This window comes from Bacillus massiliglaciei, from assembly GCF_900098925.1.
In the GTDB taxonomy this organism is placed as follows: Bacteria; Bacillota; Bacilli; order Bacillales; family DSM-1321; genus Peribacillus; species Peribacillus massiliglaciei.
The window spans coordinates 139612-160867 of the sequence record NZ_LT622359.1; the positions used below are offsets into that span (position 1 = coordinate 139612).

18 protein-coding genes are annotated in these 21256 nt (G+C 42.4%); 11 read left to right on the top strand and 7 right to left on the bottom strand.

Annotation, left to right across the window (positions count from 1 at the left end):
- Positions 1–92 precede the first annotated feature (92 nt).
- Positions 93–1213, bottom strand: a protein-coding gene (locus BQ4305_RS12645; protein WP_110928133.1) for an IS3 family transposase whose coding sequence is annotated in 2 segments (ribosomal slippage) — positions 93–964 and positions 964–1213 — 1122 coding nt in all. Because the reading frame shifts where the segments join, the coding sequence is not laid out codon by codon here.
- Positions 1214–1320: 107 nt separating this feature from the next.
- Here BQ4305_RS12645 and BQ4305_RS12650 point away from each other — a divergent pair.
- Positions 1321–1752 carry a T6SS immunity protein Tdi1 domain-containing protein gene (locus BQ4305_RS12650; RefSeq protein ID WP_234396953.1) on the top strand — a complete coding sequence of 144 codons (432 nt, stop codon included), beginning with the start codon at positions 1321–1323 and terminating at the stop codon, positions 1750–1752.
- 167 nt (positions 1753–1919) lie between these two features.
- Here BQ4305_RS12650 and ahpF read toward each other — a convergent pair whose 3' ends face one another.
- Both ahpF and ahpC read right to left on the bottom strand, forming a co-directional pair.
- Positions 1920–3449, bottom strand: a complete 1530-nt coding sequence (gene ahpF / locus BQ4305_RS12655; protein ID WP_110928134.1) for an alkyl hydroperoxide reductase subunit F — start codon at positions 3447–3449, stop codon at positions 1920–1922.
- A 12-nt stretch (positions 3450–3461) separates the two neighbouring features.
- Positions 3462–4025, bottom strand: coding sequence for an alkyl hydroperoxide reductase subunit C (gene ahpC / locus BQ4305_RS12660; protein ID WP_110928135.1), 564 nt, complete (start codon positions 4023–4025; stop codon positions 3462–3464).
- Positions 4026–5151: 1126 nt separating this feature from the next.
- On the opposite strand from ahpC, the gene ltrA reads away from it, so the two are divergent.
- The 3 genes from ltrA to BQ4305_RS12680 all read left to right on the top strand — a co-directional run bounded on the left by ltrA (position 5152) and on the right by BQ4305_RS12680 (position 9590).
- Positions 5152–6969: a group II intron reverse transcriptase/maturase gene (gene ltrA / locus BQ4305_RS12665; protein ID WP_110928790.1), complete on the top strand. Its 1818-nt coding sequence runs from the start codon at positions 5152–5154 to the stop codon at positions 6967–6969.
- Positions 6970–7346: 377 nt separating this feature from the next.
- On the top strand, positions 7347–8294 hold the full coding sequence (locus tag BQ4305_RS12675) for an L-lactate dehydrogenase (protein WP_110928136.1): 948 nt from the start codon (positions 7347–7349) through the stop codon (positions 8292–8294).
- 153 nt (positions 8295–8447) lie between these two features.
- Positions 8448–9590 carry a M20 metallopeptidase family protein gene (locus BQ4305_RS12680; RefSeq protein ID WP_110928137.1) on the top strand — a complete coding sequence of 381 codons (1143 nt, stop codon included), beginning with the start codon at positions 8448–8450 and terminating at the stop codon, positions 9588–9590.
- A 61-nt stretch (positions 9591–9651) separates the two neighbouring features.
- Here BQ4305_RS12680 and BQ4305_RS12685 read toward each other — a convergent pair.
- The 4 genes from BQ4305_RS12685 to BQ4305_RS12700 all read right to left on the bottom strand — a co-directional run bounded on the left by BQ4305_RS12685 (position 9652) and on the right by BQ4305_RS12700 (position 14740).
- Positions 9652–10814, bottom strand: a protein-coding gene (locus BQ4305_RS12685) for an IS3 family transposase (RefSeq protein WP_110926156.1) whose coding sequence is annotated in 2 segments (ribosomal slippage) — positions 9652–10538 and positions 10538–10814 — 1164 coding nt in all. Because the reading frame shifts where the segments join, the coding sequence is not laid out codon by codon here.
- A 116-nt stretch (positions 10815–10930) separates the two neighbouring features.
- Positions 10931–11527: a pyroglutamyl-peptidase I gene (locus BQ4305_RS12690; protein WP_324611582.1), complete on the bottom strand. Its 597-nt coding sequence runs from the start codon at positions 11525–11527 to the stop codon at positions 10931–10933.
- Positions 11528–11540: 13 nt separating this feature from the next.
- Positions 11541–13526 (bottom strand): S9 family peptidase, encoded by a 1986-nt coding sequence (locus BQ4305_RS12695; RefSeq protein ID WP_110928139.1) that lies wholly within the window; start codon positions 13524–13526, stop codon positions 11541–11543.
- 71 nt (positions 13527–13597) lie between these two features.
- Positions 13598–14740: an amidohydrolase gene (locus tag BQ4305_RS12700; protein WP_110928140.1), complete on the bottom strand. Its 1143-nt coding sequence runs from the start codon at positions 14738–14740 to the stop codon at positions 13598–13600.
- 190 nt (positions 14741–14930) lie between these two features.
- On the opposite strand from BQ4305_RS12700, the gene BQ4305_RS12705 reads away from it, so the two are divergent.
- Genes BQ4305_RS12705 through BQ4305_RS12735 form a run of 7 tightly spaced genes read left to right on the top strand, consistent with a single transcriptional unit; the run spans position 14931 to position 21249 of the window.
- Entirely contained in the window at positions 14931–15377 is a 447-nt protein-coding gene (locus BQ4305_RS12705) for an Lrp/AsnC family transcriptional regulator (protein WP_110928141.1), read from the top strand.
- A gap of 15 nt (positions 15378–15392) precedes the next feature.
- Positions 15393–16451 carry a M42 family metallopeptidase gene (locus BQ4305_RS12710; protein WP_110928142.1) on the top strand — a complete coding sequence of 353 codons (1059 nt, stop codon included), beginning with the start codon at positions 15393–15395 and terminating at the stop codon, positions 16449–16451.
- A 59-nt stretch (positions 16452–16510) separates the two neighbouring features.
- On the top strand, positions 16511–17362 hold the full coding sequence (locus BQ4305_RS12715; RefSeq protein ID WP_234396954.1) for a M55 family metallopeptidase: 852 nt from the start codon (positions 16511–16513) through the stop codon (positions 17360–17362).
- Positions 17363–17395: 33 nt separating this feature from the next.
- Positions 17396–18322: an ABC transporter permease gene (locus BQ4305_RS12720; protein ID WP_110928144.1), complete on the top strand. Its 927-nt coding sequence runs from the start codon at positions 17396–17398 to the stop codon at positions 18320–18322.
- A gap of 1 nt (position 18323) precedes the next feature.
- Positions 18324–19268, top strand: coding sequence for an ABC transporter permease (locus tag BQ4305_RS12725; RefSeq protein ID WP_110928145.1), 945 nt, complete (start codon positions 18324–18326; stop codon positions 19266–19268).
- A gap of 11 nt (positions 19269–19279) precedes the next feature.
- On the top strand, positions 19280–20290 hold the full coding sequence (locus tag BQ4305_RS12730) for an ABC transporter ATP-binding protein (RefSeq protein ID WP_110928146.1): 1011 nt from the start codon (positions 19280–19282) through the stop codon (positions 20288–20290).
- 2 nt (positions 20291–20292) lie between these two features.
- The gene (locus tag BQ4305_RS12735; protein ID WP_110928147.1) at positions 20293–21249 is read left to right on the top strand and encodes an ABC transporter ATP-binding protein; all 957 of its coding nucleotides are present in this window, start codon (positions 20293–20295) and stop codon (positions 21247–21249) included.
- The last annotated feature ends 7 nt before the right edge of the window (positions 21250–21256 follow it).

Consider the following 21256-nt stretch of genomic DNA (forward strand, 5'->3'; position numbering starts at 1 on the left):
CACTTTCAAACCTTGAGTGGCAAAGTGCCTTTCAAGGTTTCTTTTTTGTGTTGGATCCGCCTAGTGGCTCATAGTGGATTGTCTACACAAAACTAGACAGTTTTCTTAAGATGTTCAAGTTTGTACGTAACGGGACTCACATAGCCTAACGTACCATGAATTCGAATGTTGTTAAACCAATGAACGTAGTCCTGAAATTCCCTTGTCAACTCTTCTAAACTGGCAAACTGTCTCGCTCTGACGAATTCTGTTTTGATGATTTTAAACGTCGCCTCTGCTACTGCATTATCATAAGGGCAGCCCTTCATACTTAATGATCTTTTGATGTTGAAGGCCTTGAGCGCTTCATCAATGATGCTATTCTTAAACTCACTGCCTCTATCAGTGTGGAAATACTGAATCGTACGAAGATCCTGCTGTATAGAGGAGAAAGCCTTATAAACCAAGGCAGCGTCCTTATTTGGCCCCGTGCTCGAACCGACGATTTCCCTATTAAAGAGATCGACAAAGACACATAGGTAATGCCATTTTTGATTGACTCTTACATACGATAAATCGCTTACTACCACTGTTAATTCTTCTTCCTGGTTAAATTCCCGGTTTAGTTCGTTCTTAGTTTCCGATTCGTTACAGCTTTTGGCATACGGCTTAAACTGTGCGACTGTGTAGGATGAGACTAGCCCTTGTTCAGCCATAATTCTTCCGATGCGCCGCCTGGAAACCTGATGTCCGCTCTTTTCTAATTCCACTTTGATTTTACGGGTACCGTAATTCTGACGGCTGTTTTGGAAAATTCCAATGATGTGAGACGTAATGTCGTCTTCCGAAGGCCTTTCTTTCGATTCGTAGTAATAAGTGCTTCTTGGGATCTGCAGGACTTTGCACATTGCTGATATCGAGTATTTGTGCTGGTTATTCTTGATCACATTTACTTTCGTCCTAGTATCAGCCCGGCTTGCTTTAAAATATCATTCTCCATTTCCAATTGCTTATTTCTCTTTCGAAGTTCAAACAGTTCTTTCTGTTCATCTGACATCTGGTCCTTTTCTTTAAATGAACCAGATGTTTCACTCTGTTTGACCCACTTATCAAGTGAAGAAGGGGTGAGATCATACTCTCGAATTATATCTTTTCTAGGTTTTCCATGTTGGTACAATTGCACCATCTGTTTCTTAAAATCTTCAGTAAATGTACGGCGTTCTCTTTTGGTCATGTAGATTCTCCTCAAATGTATTATGTGTAGTCTACTTGACCTTAATTTTTCTGTCCAACTAAGTGTAGCCTATCCAAGCATGGAAAACATATGGGTATGGTACATTTATGAATGGGTATTTAAAAATAATTAACCCGGATGAATTTAGCTCTTTAGTAAATGACTCTTATTTAAGAAGCAAAGGAACAATACCTATTTTCAGTACATCCATGGGTGATGTTATACTTTTTGAAAAGGATGAAAACCAAGAGTCCTATCTTGTAATGATTAACTATCGAAAAGGTAAAACAAAAGTGGTAGCTTCAAAATATTCCTTGTTTCTTAGATTTTTAGAGGAAGAGGCGTTTAGACAGAAGGGGTTAGATTGGCTTCCTTATCCAGAAGCAATAGAAAAATATAAAGAAACAGAGTATGATGAATGCTTCGGCTATACACCTCTATTAGGTTTAGGCGGAGCAGAAAAAGTAGAGCATCTAAAGAAAGTCAAACTGAAGGAACATATTCTTATTATTACTGAATTTATGGGACCAGTTCAGTAATGTTTCCAGCTTATGCTACAGAATGAACTATAAGAACTTGATTACCTAATATGTAGCGGTATTTGTTAATGTTATAAAAGCTTTTGCGATTAATGATCTTAAAATCCAGTACAAAAAAGCCACTTTACCCGAAGTAAAGTGGCTTTTACATGTAGTATTCTACTAGATTAATTTCGAATGAGGTAGTCAAATGCACCAAGTGCGGCAGTAGCGCCTGATCCCATGGAAATGATGATTTGCTTATAAGCGCTGTCTGTGCAGTCGCCTGCAGCAAATACTCCAGGAATAGTAGTAGCACCGCGTTTGTCTACAACGATTTCACCCATTCTTGTGCGCTCGAGCGTGTCACCTAACCATTCGGTATTAGGAACAAGACCGATCTGGATGAATACGCCTTGTAATGCTATATGGTGTTCGGCTCCTGTTTCACGGTTAATGTAGGTAATACCGTTTACTTTGTCTGTACCGGTAATTTCCTTTGTTTGGGCGTTCTTAATGACCGTTACATTAGGAAGGCTGAAAAGGCGTTCTTGCAGGACAGTATCGGCTTTGAGTTCTGCTGAGAATTCAATAACTGTGACATGCTTCACAATTCCAGCCAAGTCAATTGCAGCTTCAACACCGGAGTTACCGCCGCCGATGACTGCTACGTCTTTGCCTTCAAATAATGGACCGTCACAGTGAGGGCAGTAGGCTACCCCTTTGTTTTTAAATTCGGCTTCTCCCGGAACGCCGATGTTACGCCAGCGTGCACCGGTTGAAAGGATGACTGTTTTACTTTTAAGAACAGCCCCGCTTTCCAACTCGATTTCCACAAGGTCTTTCTTTTCCAGACGGGCAGCACGCTGCGTGTTCATGACATCGATGTCGTATTCTTTGACATGAGCCTCAAGGCTTGCGGCAAGCTTAGGGCCTTCTGTGTATTTAGTGCCAATGAAGTTTTCGATGCCGAGTGTGTCCAAAATCTGACCGCCGAAGCGTTCAGCGACTATGCCTGTGCGAATGCCTTTACGTGCGGCATAAATCGCGGCACTGGCACCGGATGGGCCGCCGCCGACAACAAGGACATCATATGGATCTTTATCAGAAAGCTCGGAAGCATCTTGGACGTTGCCCATTTTCGCAAGAATTTCTTCCAATGTCATACGGCCGCTTCCGAAAGTTTCCCCATTTAGGAAAACAGTTGGAACTGCCAAAATGTCTTTGCTTTCGACTTCTTCTTTGAAGGCTGCACCGTCAATCATTGTATGAGTGATGCCTGGGTTCAGAACGCTCATGATGTTAAGTGCTTGTACCACATCTGGACAGTTATGGCAGCTTAGGCTGACATATGTTTCAAAACGGTATTCGCCTTCAATGGCTTTGATCCGATTCATGACACTTTGGTCAATCTTTGGAGCTCTTCCGCTTACTTGAAGCAGTGCTAACACAAGTGAAGTGAATTCATGTCCTAAAGGAATACCGGCAAATGTAATGCCTGCATCTTCGCCGACACGATTGACACTGAAGCTTGGCGTTCTCTGAAGGGCTGCCTGCTCTATTTTGATTTTAGAGGACATAGCGGCGAGCTCATCAGTAAGAGCCAGCATATCACTTGAGACCTTATCGGAACCTGCACTGACTTTCAGTACGATGTCGTTTTCCAGCAGTTGAAGATATTGATTTAATTGTGCTTTTAAATCTGCATCAAGTATCATTTATAGCACTCCTTAAATTTTCCCTACAAGGTCAAGGCTTGGCTTAAGTGTTTCAGAGCCTTCCTTCCATTTTGCTGGGCAAACTTCGCCAGGATTGTTGCGAACATATTGAGCTGCTTTGATTTTGTTGATTAGTGTGCTTGCATCACGGCCGATTCCGTCTGCATTAATTTCAATTGCTTGGATAATGCCATCAGGATCGATGATGAAAGTACCGCGGTCTGCTTGACCTAATTCTTCAATAAATACATCAAAGTTGCGAGAAAGAACATGGGCAGGGTCACCAATCATGGTATAAGTGATTTTTCCGATTGCATCGGATGTATCATGCCATGCTTTGTGTGTGAAGTGTGAGTCTCTTGAAACAGAGAATACTTCTACACCAAGTTCTTGAAGTGCTGGGTATTGTTCTTGAAGGTCTTCAAGCTCAGTCGGGCACACAAAAGTGAAATCTGCAGGGTAGAAGCAGACAATGCTCCACTGACCTTTTAAATTTTGTTCAGTAACTTCGATGAAATCACCGTTTCTGTATGCTTGTGCTGTGAATGGCTGTACTTCTTTTCCAATTAGTGACATATGTAATTCCTCCTATAATGAAATTAAAAAAACCATAGATAGTTTGTTCAGTCCATACTGATAATCTATCTATAGTTATTTTTTGCTTATAAGAATTATTGTAAAGGTATTATTATTTTTGTCAATGAATGCCACAATTATTTTACTATTTTTATTTATCGTCTATTAAGTAAGTTTACTATGACTATACCTTGCTATGCGGATAGGTAAGATTTTAAAAATCTTATTGTACTATTTTGTTCAGTCGCAAAAATAATACTAACTAGTGAATAGATGAACAAGCACCTTATCTATTTCTCATTTATAAAATGGGATTGAGAAATAAGCGGTGCAGGGCAGACATCATGGTTTATGGAAAATAAAAAAGCTAATTTAATTGGAAAGTCTGAGTAATCTTTTTTAATGATTATGTCTATTTGTGTATAATTATAGGAGAATTCTGTCGTTTTAAGAGGGGATAAGAAATGGAAAAACAGAAGTATGGTTAGGTGAAACAAACGAGAAAATTGGATTTCAAGCAGTCGATTGTGCGCCCATAAGGGTGTTGCATATTTCACCATTAGGCGGTGAATTAACTACAGAAACGGTTAATATACCAACCGACTTATCTTGGAGGGAAACCGAAGAGGGAGTGTAGCATGTCGGGATAAGTCACGAGTTAGCCTAGACGGAAAGGTTAAGACTGAGTGGCGAGGTATAATGGATAAGTATAAGGAAGAAGGCTATACTGCTTGAAGAACAGTCCGAGTGGGGCAATGCTCGACCTTCTAGGAAACCGTCTGTAACCTAGAATCCATCCTGCTTTACGTACTATATGGATGCGATAAAGCATGGGAAAGTGTACTAAATTGATACGCTGACCTAGTTTCTGATTTAATAGGATGGACGCACCCACAGATGTGGGTAAAGGATGAACGTTCCTTCCGAGAACTTATCGAGCCTGTATGCAACATACTAAATGGGGATTACCTAAGTTGGAATGCCAATAATGGCTATGTACAAAGGTACTGAATATCCAATATGGTAACGGAGTCCTCGTAGTAGTCTGAGATAGGGAAAGCCTATCACATGGCGAAGGAGGACAGCTTGCAAGGTATAAACAATGACGAAAGGAGCGAAATGCTCTATGCAAAATTCAGACGTTGTGTTATACAATCTATCCAAACAAGCTAGTAAAGAAGATTACCGTTATGACAGATTGTACAGAAATCTATACAACAAAGAGTTCTATATCAAAGCCTATGCAAAGATATACAAAAATAAAGGTAGTGCAACAAAAGGAATAGATGAAGAAACGGCAGATGGTTTTGGGGATGAAAAGATAGAATCCATTATCTCTTCATTAAAGGATGAGACATACCAACCAAAACCAGTAAGAAGAGTAAATATCCCAAAGAAAAACGGTAAAACTAGACCGCTTGGTATCCCGACCTTCACAGACAGAATTGTTCAAGAAGTTTGTAGGATGATGTTAGAAGCAATATATGAACCAACGTTCTCGGAGTTCTCTCATGGTTTTAGAGAAAAACACAGTTGTCACACGGCTCTTGTTCAAATCCGAAATACATTCACAGGGGTAAATTGGTTCATTGAAGGAGACATAAAAGGATTTTTTGATAACATAAACCATCATGCACTCATAAATATACTTCGTAAGAAAATAAGTGACGAACGCTTCATACGGCTCATTTGGAAATTTCTTAGAGCAGGGTATCTCGAAGATTGGAGATATAACAAAACGTATAGTGGAACGCCACAAGGTGGAATTGTCAGTCCGATTCTAGCGAACATTTACCTTAACGAATTTGATAACTATGTTACAAAGGAACTAAAACAAGAGTTTGACCAAGGAGAGCCAAAAAAGCGAAAGCGAAATACCGAATATCGCAAATATGATATGAGGAATCAGAGGCTCAAAAAGAAAATTGATGGGACAACTGACGGAGAAAAAAGAGAAGCCATGACACAAGAATACAAAGAGAATAAGAAGATACTGCTTAATCTCCCCTACTACGAACCCGAAAATCAAGGATATAAAAGTCTAAAGTATGTAAGGTACGCAGACGATTTCCTAATCGGAGTAAATGGAAGCAAGGAAGATTGCCAATGTATAAAAAATATGATTGGTAAATTCTTAAGCGAAAAACTTGAACTAGAAATGTCAGAAGAAAAGACCCTTATCACACACAGTTCTAAGCCTGCAAGGTTCTTAGGATATGACATAATGGTTAGCCATGACCTAACAGTTACAAAGGATAAAAACAATGTTGCAAAAAGAAGTTACCGTGGTTATATCCAGTTAAGAATTCCTAAGGGAACTATTGAAAGGGTCATCGTAGATAGAAAAATGGTCAAAGATATCGATGCGAAGCAATGGGATATGCTTCACAGACCAAGATTATTAGGTCTCTCAGACTTAGAAATTGTACAAACTTACAATGCCGAATTAAGAGGATTATACAACTACTATTCCCTAGCAGAAAATGTATCCAAGAAAATGTGGCAGTTAAAATACGTCATGGAATATAGCTGTCTTAAAACACTCGCCAACAAATACAAGTCCACAGTTGCCAAAATGAAAACAAAGTACAAACAAGGCAAATACTGGGGAGTTAAGTATCAAACGAAACATGGTGAGAAAATAGCTTTCTTCTATAAAGACGGTTTCACAAAAAGAAAAGTGAGTCACAAAAAGGATATTGATATAAAACCTAACCTTTATGTATATCAAGGTAAAACAGATTTAGAACAAAGACTTAGTGCAAGAGAATGTGAACTCTGTGGAGATAATTCTCCCGATACGAAGTTTGAAATTCACCATGTTAATAAGGTGAAGAACTTAAAAGGCAAAACGTATTGGGAAATGATGATGATTGCAAAACAGAGGAAAACATTAGTTGTGTGTAAGGATTGTCATAACGAAATTCATAAAACTAGAAGATAGATATTTGTAAGTGGAGAGCCGTATACTCTGAGAGGAGTACGTACGGTTCGGAGGGGAGTGTCTGGAAACCTACTGTAGAAATACAGCAAGGCGCTGGGGGCTTACCCTACTAAGCAGCCAGAGAACATGTTAATGACGTGCTTGGCTGCTTTTTTATGTGGTAAAGGAAAAGGTTCATCTTTTATTCACTATTTATGTGAAAATATTCACAAATAAGGTGTTATACTTACGTTGTTACAGGGTAAGTGAAAATTCGGAAAATAATTTTGCGGTATTTCTCTGTTGAATCAATGTTTCTTAATAGGTCCAAGATTGACTCGTAATAATTGAAATCCTTAGAAGTTAAAATGCATCATTCGAAGGGAGCTTTATCTATTATGAATAAAGAAAAAGTAAATCGAGTTGTGGTAGTTGGAACAGGCGCGGTAGGCTGCAGTTATGCGTATTCATTGATTAACCAGGGGGTAGCGGAAGAATTAGTCCTCATTGATGTAAATGAAGCAAAATCAGAAGGGGAAGCGATGGACCTTAATCATGGAATGCCGTTCGCCCCTTCACCCATAAATGTGTGGAGCGGATCCTATCAGGATTGTGAAAGTGCGGACTTAGTTGTGATTACTGCAGGTTTGGCACAAAAGCCAGGTGAAACCCGATTAGAACTAGTGGAAAAAAACACAAGAATATTTAAACAGATTGTCCGAAATATTATGGAAAGTGGATTCAATGGAATTTTCTTAGTCGCGACAAATCCTGTGGATATTTTAACGTATGTCACATGGAAAGAATCAGGATTGCCAAAAGAGCGTGTGATTGGCTCTGGGACAGTATTAGATTCTGCCAGGCTGAGGTCTGCACTTGGAAAGTACTTTCATATAGATACAAGAAATGTACATGCGGCCATTATTGGGGAACATGGGGATACGGAACTCCCCGTTTGGAGCCATGCCATGATTGGAATTGAGCCGATCGACAGGGTGTTAGCAAGACAGGGAGAGGTTAACAAAGAGTGTCTGGATGACATTTTCGTTAACGTCCGAGATGCAGCGTACCATATTATTGAACGAAAAGGCGCAACATATTATGGAATCGGGATGTCCCTTGTTCGGATTACAAAAGCAATCCTTAATAATGAAAACTGTATCCTGACTGTATCTGCTTATCTAAACGGTGAATATGGGCAACATGATGTATATATCGGAGTACCGGCAAAAATCAATCGTGCCGGTATTCAGGAATTAGTGGAGATTCAGCTGAATGATCAGGAAAAAGAGCAATTCAATCATTCTGTTTCCGTGCTAAAAGAAACGATGAGACCGGTTATTTAAGTGGGTGCAGCAATGAAAAGACATAGGATAAAAAACGGCTGGAAATGATGCAGCCGTTTTTTTGGCTGTCTAACAAAAGAATATATGTATAAAAATTAATATAAATGTATTATTATTAATTCATAACGAAAAGTGACAGTAAGGAGTTTACCTATGATAAATGAACAGCTAGTAACACAGGCAATTAAAGACCGCCGGCATTTTCACCAATATCCGGAGCTGTCCGGTGAGGAATATGAAACATCTGCATTCGTCCGACAGCGGCTTGAAACATTGAATATTGAACTAATAGATTTTCAGCCTCCAAGTCTTGTAGGTTATGTGAAGGGAACAAAAGGAGATAAAACGATTGCCTTGAGAGCGGATATGGATGCCTTGCCAATCATGGAAGAGGGCGATAAATCCTATCTATCTAAAAAACCTGGAGTTTCACATACATGCGGCCATGATGGACATACAGCGGTTCTTTTGGCAGTTGCTGAGTGGCTCTCAGAAAACAGACAGGCAATAGAACCGAATATCCTTCTTATTTTTCAATCATCCGAGGAAATTTCACCGAGCGGCGCTAACCAGCTGATCGGACAGGGAGTTTTAGATACAGTGGATGCTATTTTCGGACTTCATTTATGGCAGGGAATGACGAAAGGGAAAATAGGATTGTGTCCGGGTCCAATGATGGCATCGGTTGAAGACTTTGAGATCACCATTCAAGGGTATGGCGGACATGGCTCCATGCCGCATGAAACAGTTGATCCGATTTATATTGCGACACATGTTATCCAATCCCTGCAAAGCATTGTAAGCAGGAACGTGAATCCGATGGATCCCAGTGTGATATCAGTAGGGAAAATTGAATCGGGCTCGACCTATAACATTATTCCGGAGTCTGCGAAGATCATTGGCACTATCCGAACCTTATCGCCGGAAGCATTCAGCCTCATTAAAAGCCAAATGGTCAAACTGACAGAGGGAATCTGCAGTGCATTCAGTGCCAAAGGGAAAGTGGACTTTATCGTTGGAACACCGCCATTAGTAAATGATCCGAATGAAGCAGCCTTTATCGAATCGGTCATTTCGAAAGCATTTGGCCAAGAGGTATTTGAACATGTCGAACCGGTAATGGTTTCCGAAGATTTTTCCTATTATTTGCAGAAAAAACCTGGTGCGTTCATCTTTGTAGGGATGAACGGGGAGAAATCGATGTACCCGCATCATCACCCTAAATTTGACTTGGATGAGGGGGTCTTTTCGGAAGCCATACAGCTATTTATCGAGATTATTCAAAACTATAAGTGAAAAATAAAAAGCGCATGAACTAGACTGACCTATTCATTTGAGACAGTAATAAAACACCTTCTTAGGCTGCCATATCACCAAACTCTATTGGTGTGTGGTAGCCTAATTTTTCTTGGATACGCTCTTCGTTATAATAACTCATAAATTGATCCACACGTTCCTTTACTTCTTCTAGCGACAAAGAATGGAATTTAACAAACTGAAATTCTTCTGATTTAAGGTTGGAGTGGAAAGACTCAATCACTGCGTTGTCCCAACAGTTTCCCCTGCGTGACATACTACCAACTAAATTCTTTTCTTTAATCCGATTCTGATAAGCATAAGAAGAATAGACACTTCCTTGATCTGAATGGATGATGACTCCTTTAGGGTTTCCTCGCTTTTCTAGTGCTTCATTCAAGGTATCAATCACCAAAGGAATTTGTTGATGAGTATAAAGTTTATAGGCAACAATTTGATTATTAAACAAGTCCATGATCGTTGATAAATATAAAGTGTCTGGCCCATATTGAATGTAGGTAATATCTGTTACCCACTTATGGTTAGGTTTGCTTGCGTGAAACTCTCGCTGTAATAAGTTTGGCGCGACAACGACAGATTCTCCTTGAGATTTCCACCTTCTCTTTTGTTTTACTTTACATTGAAGGTGATATTTCTGCATGATTCGTTGAACAGTATTACGGTTCAATTTGATATGATAGTCACGTTTTAAAAGCTCCTTGATTTTTCGATGACCATATCGGTATTTAGTTTTTTCGCAAAGGTAAATAATCGCTTCTTCTTCCTTAGACAACTCAACTGGTTGCGCATTTGCCCAGCGATAATAGGTGGATCTAGGAACATTTAAAGCTGATAAAATAGCTGATACTGTATATTTCTTTCGTAAATTCTGAACTAATTGGAGAACGATTTCTTTTTCAACTCCTTTTCGATCTCCAAATACTTTTTTAAGATTTCATTTTCCTGTTTTAAATGATTCAATTGACGTTCTTTTTTCTCTTCAGGACTCGAACTGTCTGGTCCATGACCATAGGAATATTGTTTTCCTATTGGTTGATTAAATCGATGAACCTGATTATCTCGATACCATTTCATCCACGTTTTGATTTGAGATACATTTTTAATCTCATACTTCTCCATGATTTCACGGTTCGAAAACTGACCACTCATTTTATCTTTCACAACTGCCCACTTAACTTCATTTGAATATACATTTTTGCCCATGCAAAAACACCTCCGAATTAGTACTTTGTTTAAGTGTACCATTTCGAAGGTGTTTTATAGTGTCTCATTAATTTAGGTTAGTCTAAACCTAGACTGGTTCATGCGTTTTTTCTAAGTTAAATCTCTTCAATGATAATCCGGACAGCCTCTTCCAAGTCCTTTATGGACCAGGAGGGGAGCTTTGGATTATTCACGGCCAATTCATGATGGGCAGGTATATGTACGAATCCTGCCAGTATATCCAATGCGTTTGTTTCGATATGATACCGGGCTGTGTACATGATTTGGTTGCATAGATAGGTACCGGCGGTGTTCGAGACAGCCGCTGGCAAGTGATGTTCCTGCAGTCTTGCCTCCATAGACTTGATCGGAAGTGTTGAAAAGTAGGCGTCAGGACCATCTGGCGCAATCTTTTGTCCATCGTATTGATTGCCGGCATTGTCGGCTTCACCGTCCATACAGTTAATTGCTACCCGTTCAGGAGTAATCCGGTTTCGGCCGGCAGCCAGGCCCAGAGAGATCACTGCTGCTGGCTGATGTTCTTTTATATGTTCTAAAAGGATGCCGGCTGATTTTGTGAAATCGACGGGGAGTACTCTGCCTATTATCTTTTTCCCACTTATTGTTTCGTCGTCTAACTTGCGGACAATCATCTCTGTCGGATTGGATTCCATCCCCAAAAAGGCTTCGAATCCGGTAAGTAAGATGTTCAATTTGATGGCCCCCTTATTTTAAATACTGATTGAACCAGTCCGTCATTTCATTTAGGCGGGAAAGCCTTAAGGCGGGCTCCCCGCTCCGGGACAGTTCATGATTCGATTTTGGGAAGCGTACAAAGCGAGCTGGCTTCTTTTGCTTCTTCAGTGCCACGTATAATTGTTCGGCTTGTTCAATTGGACAGCGGTAATCATTTTCGCTGTGGAGAATCAAAAGCGGTGTCTGAATGTTTTTTACATAGCGCAGCGGAGAGATCCGCCAAAGTTCATCAGGATTCTCCATCATGTTTGTTTTGTGCTCCCATTCCGTAAAGAAGTAGCCGATATCACTGACGCCGTAGAAGCTGATCCAATTGCTGATTGACCGCTGTGTGACCGCCGCTTTAAACCGATTCGTCTGGCCGACAATCCAATTTGTCATAAAGCCGCCATAGCTGCCGCCCGTCACACCTAGGCGTGTTTGGTCAATCCACTCATACTTTTCCAAGGCATAGTCGACCGCAGCCATAACATCCTCATAGTCAATGCCGCCATAGTTTCCTCGTACGGCATCGACAAACTGCTGCCCATAGCCATAGCTTCCTCTTGGATTTATAAAAAGGACACCATATCCTTTCCCGGCAAGGACTTGAAACTCATGCATAAAAGCATGGCTGTACATGGCATGCGGCCCGCCGTGGATTTCTAAAACGAGCGGGTAGGTTTCTCCTGCCCTGAATCCGGACGGTTTCATCATCCAGCCCTGCAGCTTGGTTCCGTCCTTCGCTGTAAAATAAAAATCTTCAGGAATGGAAAGATCCTTCTTTTGAAGCAAATCCTCGTTGACTTCTGTCAACCGCTGTTCGTCACTGCCTGATATGGCCGATACAAATAGATCGCCGGGAATGTTGGGCTGACTCACTGCATAGATTAACCGCTTCTGGTCGCTGTCTGTACTAAATGAATACACCTGGCGTTTCCCGCCTGCAACGGTCGTGATTTGCTTGTCTAACGTTACCTGATATATGCTGGTCGATCCATGTTCACTGGCTAAGAAGTAGAGAGCATCATTGGTTTTACTCCAGACAGCACCTTTGCCTGAAGTCCCAGTCCCCATGTCATTAATGGCGACATCGCTGCATTCCGTATCCCATTCATTTGTCAAACAGGTTAATGCACGGCTTTCAAGGTCTAAAGACCAAACTCTCGAGAGAGTCGCTCCTGCATAAGTTAAATCATCCCCTAACAGAGATAGTTTGCATCCATCAGGGGAGTAGTTTGGCAGACGGAACCTTTTGTCACTGTCTGTCAGTTTTTCTGTTTGGCCAGTCATCAGTTCGACTTGATAGATATCCGAGAAAAACGTCTGTTCAGGATCCGCCGAACGGTTGGCACTGTATGCGACACGTTTTCCATCAGGCGAAAAGGCAGGAAAGTGATGATCATATGGCCCGTCTGTCAGTAAGGATCTTGTGTCAGTTTCCATGTCAATCAGAACTAAGTGCTCGTAAGTTTCGTCTGAAAAGCCTTTTGCATCTGACTTGTACTGAAGGTTCTCAGTAATGTATGGCTTTAGTTTTTCCTCTGTCTCTTCCTTCTTAGTTTCTTTTTCTTTCAAGGTGTCCGATGCAGTAAGCGGCACGGTGACAATAAGCTGTGACCCGGATGGGGACCAAACGGGCTGGGAAGCTCCTCTTTTGAAATCGGTGATTTGACGTGCTTCGCCGCCGTTAAAGGCAATTCTCCAGATTTGCTGCTTCCCGGAGCGGTTAGATACAAAGACGATGGATGTTCCATCAGGCGACCATCTCGGCTGGGTATCGGAGAAATTGCCTTGGGTGAATTGGGTTATTTTCTTGGAATCAATATGTAAAACGAATAGATTGGAAACATATTTTTCTTTTTCATTAATCTTTTTTTGGACAAAAACAGCCCAATTTCCATCAGGGGATAACTGTGGATCCGATAAGAGTGAAAATTCAAATAAATCAACCGCTGAAATACCGTTGGTTGTCATAGTTTTCTGCCTCCCGGTTATCTAGTGTGTATATACATCTTTTTTGTCTCGGAAACTCTCATTGCGGCTCTTTAAGAATTAGGGCCGTATACTAATTGGCCGTTTATATAGGTTTGCAGCGCTTTATTTCGTAAATCGAACGGGCTGCCGCTCCATAGGACAAAGTCTGCATCTTTGCCAGCTTCAGCGGAACCCACGCGATCCTCCACACCCAAATGTTTTGCTGCATTGAGCGTGATAGCCTTAAGAGCATCTGTCTCAGGCAATCCATATTTCACAGCAAGAATGGCACTTGTCATTAAATGTTCAATGGCAACGACCGGGTGATCCGTCGTAATGGAAAATGGAACGGATGCATCAGCAAGTGCCAGTAAGGTGTTCCAGCCTTTATCAGCAAGTTCGATCTTGGAGCGGGATGACATGGTCGGCCCAGTGGATACCCGAATGTCATGTTCGGCGATAAATGATGCAATTTGATGTCCTTCAGTGCAATGCTCAATGGTTAAATCAATATCGAATTCCCTTTTCAGACGTAAAACTGTGACAATATCATCGGCTCGGTGAGCATGGACACGTAGCGGTATTTCTTTGTTCAATACTTTCGCAATGTGCTCCATTCCCAGGTTTCTCGCAGCTTTGCCTGAATGGAGGTCTTCCATATAGGCTTGAGCCTGTATGAATTTTTCACGCAGAATCGCTGCAACCCCCATTCGGGTCGTCGGCATTCTTCCCTTATCACCGTGGAATCGTTTCGGATTTTCTCCTGTTGCCGCTTTTAAACCAGAAGGATTGCGGAGAATCATTTCGTCAACAATAGTTCCTGTTGTTTTTAACACGCACATTTCTCCGCCAATCACATTGGCGCTTCCAGGCATGACCTGGACAGTTGTCACACCGGCGCGCCTGGCGTCTTCAAAACCCTGATCCTTAGGATTTATTCCGTCAATTGCACGCACCTGCGGAGTGGCTGCCGCGCTTGTTTCATTAAAATCATGGCCTTCTTTACCGATTCCTTCCTCGTGTACGCCTAAATGGGTATGGACATCAATTAATCCCGGAGTGAAGTATTTGCCGCCGGCATCAATTACTTCATATCCATCAGGGATGCTTTTAGCCCCAATAGAGGTGAATTTTCCGTCTTTAATAAGGATCGTGGTATTGGTTAATATCTTTCCTGTCCCATCTGGGCCCGAAACATTTGTTATGGCTTTCATATTAATACCCCTCCATAAATATCTGAATTATCATTGATTTCTGACAATTAATCTTATATAATACCCTCTATACCATATTCCTAATTACGATATTAAATTAAATAATTAATAATGTAAACATTAGTTAATATTGAAATATGTATCGATATGAGGAATAATTAGTTCAAAAAGTACGAAAGTAGGAAGATTTGTGGAGTATCGAATTGATGAGCTGGACCGCGGGATTATTCGAATGTTGTCAAAGGATGGCCGTCTGCCTTTTTCAGAAATAGCAAATGCATTGAATGTGACGGAAAAAACAATCAGACTTCGTTATAAAAATTTGGTACAGCATGAAATTATAGAAGTTGTGGGAGTTGTAAATCCAATCGCGCTTGGTTTAAAAGCAGGAGCAATCATTCAAATAAAGACGAAGCAAGGCATGATAGCCAAAGTAAAAGAAGAACTTAGTACGCTGAAAGAGGTTCGTTTTATTACGATGACTTCAGGAGAATATCCGCTGCTCATTCAAATTAATGTTCAGAGCCAGGAAGATATTAAAAACAGCATGCTGAAGCTGGATGGCATCGAGGGAATTATAGCGATCAATACGATCATTCAGCTGGAAAACTATAAAAATACGTTTGAATACCTATAGAAAGGAGCTGTACCATTGATTGAATTAGTAAAGAAATTGACGGGGCTGCAGGGCCCCAGCGGCTATGAACAGGAAGTAAGTTATTTTTTAAAAGAATATCTAACAGATACAGCAGATGAAGTGAAGATAGATCCGATTGGCAATGTGATTGCCAGAAAAAAGGGATCAAAGCCCGGTCCTGTTATGCTATTAACCGCCCATATGGATGAAGTCGGCTTTATCGTGAAAAAAGTGGAGAAGAATGGATTTTTGAGATTTGAGAAACTCGGCGGTAACGATGACCGGAACTTGGTCGCGCAGCCAGTGAAGGTGCTCGGGGAAAACGGGCATATCAATGGGGTGATCGGCACCCTTTCCGCACACTTTGCTAAATTTGATGACGCCCAACTGGTGAGAAAGCACAGTCAATTATACATAGATGTTGGAGCAGATTCTGATCAAGAAGTGCTGGAAATGGGCATCGAGGCAGGAACCCCGGTAACGTGGGGAACTGACATGCAAATAATCGGGACGGCGGAGAAGCCTAAAATACGAGCGAAGTCTCTGGACGATCGTGCAGGGTGCGCTGTTATTCTTCAGGTGCTGGAGGAAGCGGGGGAAGACTTTGCGGGCGAACTTGTATGTTTGTTCACTGTTCAGGAAGAAGTCGGTTTAAGAGGAGCGAAAACAGCCTCAGAGCATATTGATGCAGACGTGGCTATCGCGATTGATACAACGGCAGTCAGCGATACATTTGAGCAGACGATGGATCAATCCCTTAGCTTGGGTAGAGGGACCGGAATCAAAGTGATGGATGCGAGTTTAATAGTTCCAAAAACCATGAAGCAGCTGCTTGTTCAGCTGGCCAAACAGCATCAAATACCATATCAGCTTGAGGTGTTTACAGGTATTGGGACCGATGGCGGTGCTGTTACATATGCGAATAAAGGGATTCCAACCGGTGTGCTGTCTATTCCGTCCCGTTATACACACTCAGCCATTGAACTCGTAGACTTAGGAGATCTTATAGCAACGAAGGACTTAGTGAAGGCATTTGTGCTAAGTGTCAATGAGGAATCTCATTTTCCTTTTTAGGAAACATCAATTTTTTTACCAAATATTATTTGAAAATTCTTAAAAATAAAAGGGGGATAATGATGAAAATTTTTATTTCGGCAGATATGGAAGGTATTTCAGGAGTTGCAACTAACCAGCAATTAAAAACGAATTCTGAATATCAGCGTTTTAGAAAACTGATGACAGCTGATGTGAATGCCGCGATTGAAGGAGCGTTTAATGGCGGAGCCACGGAGACCGTCGTGGCAGATGGGCATGGAAATATGTCCAATATTCTGGTGGAAGAGCTGGACCCGCGGGCAAGGCTTGTATCAGGAAATAACCGTGTCATGTGTCAGCTGGAAGGATTGGACGATAGCTTTGATGGCATCATGTTCGTTGGGCATCATGGGCGTGAAGCCGGATCCGAACGCACGGTTATTAGTCATACATTAGCAGGAGTCTGTGTCAATGAAATGAAAATTAATGGCAGGGTTGTGGGTGAAACGGAAATGAACACGCTGGTAGCCGGAGGATATAATGTACCGGCAATTTTCATCAGCGGCGATGATGCCTATGTAAAAGAGGTGCAAGAAACATTGCCTGATGTAAAAGGCGCAGTGACAAAACGGGCTATTGACCGCTTTGCGGCAGAGCTGCTTCACCCAGAAGCTGCCCAAAAGGAAATTCGTGAAAAAGCAGAGGAGGCAGTTAAAGAAATTCAATCATTTAAGCCGCAAACGATTACCGGGTCTGTAACTTTCGATATTGAATTTAAAGGACCGCAGCAGGCCATGATGACGACCACGCTGCCTACGGTTGAACTAACGGGCCCAAGAAGCATTCGCTTTACATGTGATGATGTCGTAACAGCCTATAAGCATATGTGGGGATGCGTCATTATAGCAATGACGGCCACAAACGGTGTGCTGGGCAGTGTGAATGCCTAAAGAAGGCGGACGAAAAATAATGGAGGTGAATCGATGTATATTGTAAAACGGCTGCTTACCATGCTGCTTACAATTTGGGTAATAGCAAGTTTGACCTTCTTGATCATGAAGCTGATCCCTGGCGATCCGTTCGCTTCAGATGCAGATGTGCTTCCGGAAGAAGTATTGCAGAATATTCGGGCTAAATACAATCTCGATGAGCCCGTGGCCGTTCAATACGTGCTGTATATGAAGGATTTGATAACGTTTGATCTAGGATTCTCGATTCAATCTGAAACAAGATCGGTCAACTCGATTATTGCCGAAGGGGCACCGGCTTCCGCTTTACTTGGGATGCAGGCAATGGTCCTCTCGTTAATACTCGGGCTGCTGTTAGGCATTATAGCTGCTTTGAATCATAACAAGACATTGGATTATCTGTCGATGTTTATAGCAATCATCGGTATATCTGTCCCGAGCTTTATCCTGGCTCCTTTGCTTATCAAGTATTTGGCCGTTGAGTGGGGGATATTCCCCGTTGCTTCATGGGGAACTTGGCAGCATTCGATTTTGCCGACATTGGCCTTAGCGGCAACACCGCTTGCTGTCATTGCAAGGTTTATGCGATCGAGCATGCTCGAGGTTATGAATCAAAATTACATTAAAACCGCCGATGCCAAAGGGCTGTCAAAGCCGAAGCTGGTGATCAGGCATGGCATCCGGAATGCAATTTTGCCGGTCATTTCCTTTATCGGCCCGTTATTTGTCTCATTAATTACCGGAACGTTCGTTATTGAGAAAATATTTGCGATACCGGGAATTGGCCGTTACTTTGTGGATAGTATTTTTAACCGGGACTACCCGGTCATTATGGGTACTACAATCTTTTTCAGTACATTGCTAGTGGTGACTCTGTTTCTAATTGACATTTCTTATCGTTACATTGATCCAAGAATAAAATTGACGAGCGGAGGGGAATAGGATGGAAGCAAAACGAGTAGATAATTCCCTTTTTCGCCCCTTATCACCGGAGAAAAGGGGGCTTGACCCTATTCAGCGCCCAAGCATGAGCGTATGGAAGGAAACGGTTCTGCATGTTGTAAAAAACAAGATGGCATTGCTGGGATTCTCCTTGCTGCTTCTCATCTCCTTTTTCGCAATCTTTGGGCCGCATATGGTACCGTTCGACCCGGCCAAACAAGACTTGGTGAATACAAATGCGGCACCTGGCAATGAGCATTGGTTTGGATCAGATGACCTGGGCCGTGATGTATGGTCAAGAACTTGGTATGGGGCGAGAGTATCGCTGACAATCGGACTTGTTGCTGCAGCGATTGACATTATCATCGGTGTAACAATTGGGGGAATTTCTGGTTATATGGCCGGCCGAAGCAAGCTTGGTGATCGAATTGATGGTTTTTTGATGCGAATCGTCGAAATTCTATATGGAATCCCCTACTTGTTAATTGTCATCTTGCTGATGGTGATCATGGAGCCTGGAATGATGTCCATTATTATTGCATTATCTGTCACGGGCTGGGTGGGAATGGCCCGAATTATACGGGGACAGCTCCTGCAGCTGAAATCGCAGGAATATGTGCTGGCGGCTCAAAAGATGGGAACATCCCACGCTAAAATTATTTGGAGGCATTTGATTCCCAATACAGCAGGCATTATTATCGTAAATTTAACCTTCACAATCCCGCATGCTATTTTTGCTGAATCATTCCTCAGCTTCCTTGGTTTGGGGGTTCAGGCTCCTTTTGCCAGCTGGGGAACCATGGCGAATGATTCTTTGGGAGTTATCCTAAGCGGGCAGTGGTGGCGTCTCTTTTTCCCGGGATTCATGATTGCTCTGACGATGTTTGCGTTTAATGCTTTCGGGGACGGTCTGCAGGATGCGCTTGATCCTAAAGCGATAAAATAGGAGGTGAGATTTTGAAACACTTACTGGAAGTGAATCATTTGGAAGTGGGTTTTAAGACATATGGGGGCGAAGTGCAGGCGGTCCGTGATGTTTCTTTTCATATCGACAAAGGAGAAATCCTGGCAATAGTCGGAGAAAGCGGGAGCGGGAAAAGTGTAACGGTACAAACCATCATGGGTCTGATCCCGACTCCGCCTGGAAAAATAAAGAACGGCAAGGTGCTATTAGAGGGCCGGGATCTTTTAAAGCTGTCGAAACGGAATATGCAGAAGGTGAAAGGCTCGAAGATCAGCATGGTCTTTCAGGACCCGATGACTTCCTTGAATCCTACTATGCAAGTCGGAAAGCAAATTGCAGAAAGTATTACCACCCACCAAAAGATAAAGGGAGAAGAAGCGAAAAAACGAGCGATTGAAATGATTCGGCTGGTTGGGATATCGAATCCAGCCGAACGGTATCATCAATATCCCCATGAATTCAGCGGGGGGATGCGCCAGCGGATTATGATTGCGATTGCGCTGGCTTGCCACCCGCAAGTGCTGGTAGCCGATGAGCCTACGACCGCACTGGATGTGACCATTCAAGCGCAGGTATTAGATTTAATGAAGAATCTGAGAGATGAACTCGGCACTTCCATTATCTTGATCACGCATGACCTTGGCGTCGTTGCGGAGACAGCCGAACGGGTTGCAGTCATGTATGGCGGCATGATTGTTGAAACAGCGCCGGTAAAAGAAATCTTCAAGAATCCAAGGCATCCATATACTTGGGGACTCCTGGAGTCAATCCCGGATGTTGATGCAGAAGATAAAAAGAGGTTAATACCGATTGATGGAGCACCTCCGGATTTATTTTCTCCTCCTAAGGGCTGCCCGTTCGCACCGAGATGCAAATATGCGATGGAAGTCTGTGTCGAAGCAATGCCTCCTGCTTTTTCGATCGGCGATGGACATGAGGCAAAATGCTGGTTAAATGATTCGAGAACACCAGCCCTAAAAGAATTAGCAGCAGGGAGGGCGTAATCATGACCGAAACGATCATTCGAATCGAACAAATGAAGAAATACTTTTCAATTGGCAAGGAACTGACAGTTAAATCTGTTGATGATATCTCTATTGAAATCAAACGCGGGGAAACGTTCGGGCTTGTCGGGGAAAGCGGGAGCGGAAAATCGACACTGGGCAAAACGATAGTAGGCCTGGAAGATCCGACATCCGGCCAAATTATTTATAATGGCCTGGATATAAGCCAGTTAAATAATAAGCAAAAAAAACAGGTCAACCGGGAAATACAGGTGATTTTCCAGGATCCGCATGCCTCATTAAACCCAAGGATGCGAATTGGCGATATTATTGCGGAAGGCATCGATGCCCACAAACTGGCCAAAGGAAAACACAGGCAAGACCGTGTCTATGAACTTTTGGAAAAAGTCGGTCTTCAGCCGCAGCATGCCAAGCGCTATCCGCATGAGTTCAGCGGCGGGCAGAGGCAGCGAATTGGAATTGCGCGAGCCTTGGCGGTCGAACCAAAATTCATCGTGGCAGATGAACCGATATCCGCCCTCGATGTATCGATCCAGGCACAAGTTATTAATCTATTGGAAGATTTAAAGGAACAAGAAGGTTTAACGTATTTATTCATTGCACATGATTTAGGCATGGTCAAGCATATAAGCGACCGAATCGGTGTGATGTATTTAGGGAAAATGATGGAGCTCTCTGATAGCGATGAGCTGTTTCGTGACCCGCTCCACCCTTATACAAAAGCATTGTTATCCGCTATCCCGATCGCAGATCCAGAAGCTCAAAGAAGGGAAAGAATCGTGTTAGACGGTGACCCTCCAAGTCCAGTCAACCCTCCAAGCGGCTGCCGCTTTCGCACCAGATGTCCTTATGCGATGGATGTTTGTGCCGCGGCTGTGCCAGAGTGGAAGGAAGTAAAAGAGAATCATTGGACTGCGTGTCATCTTTATAATAATTAAAAGGCTA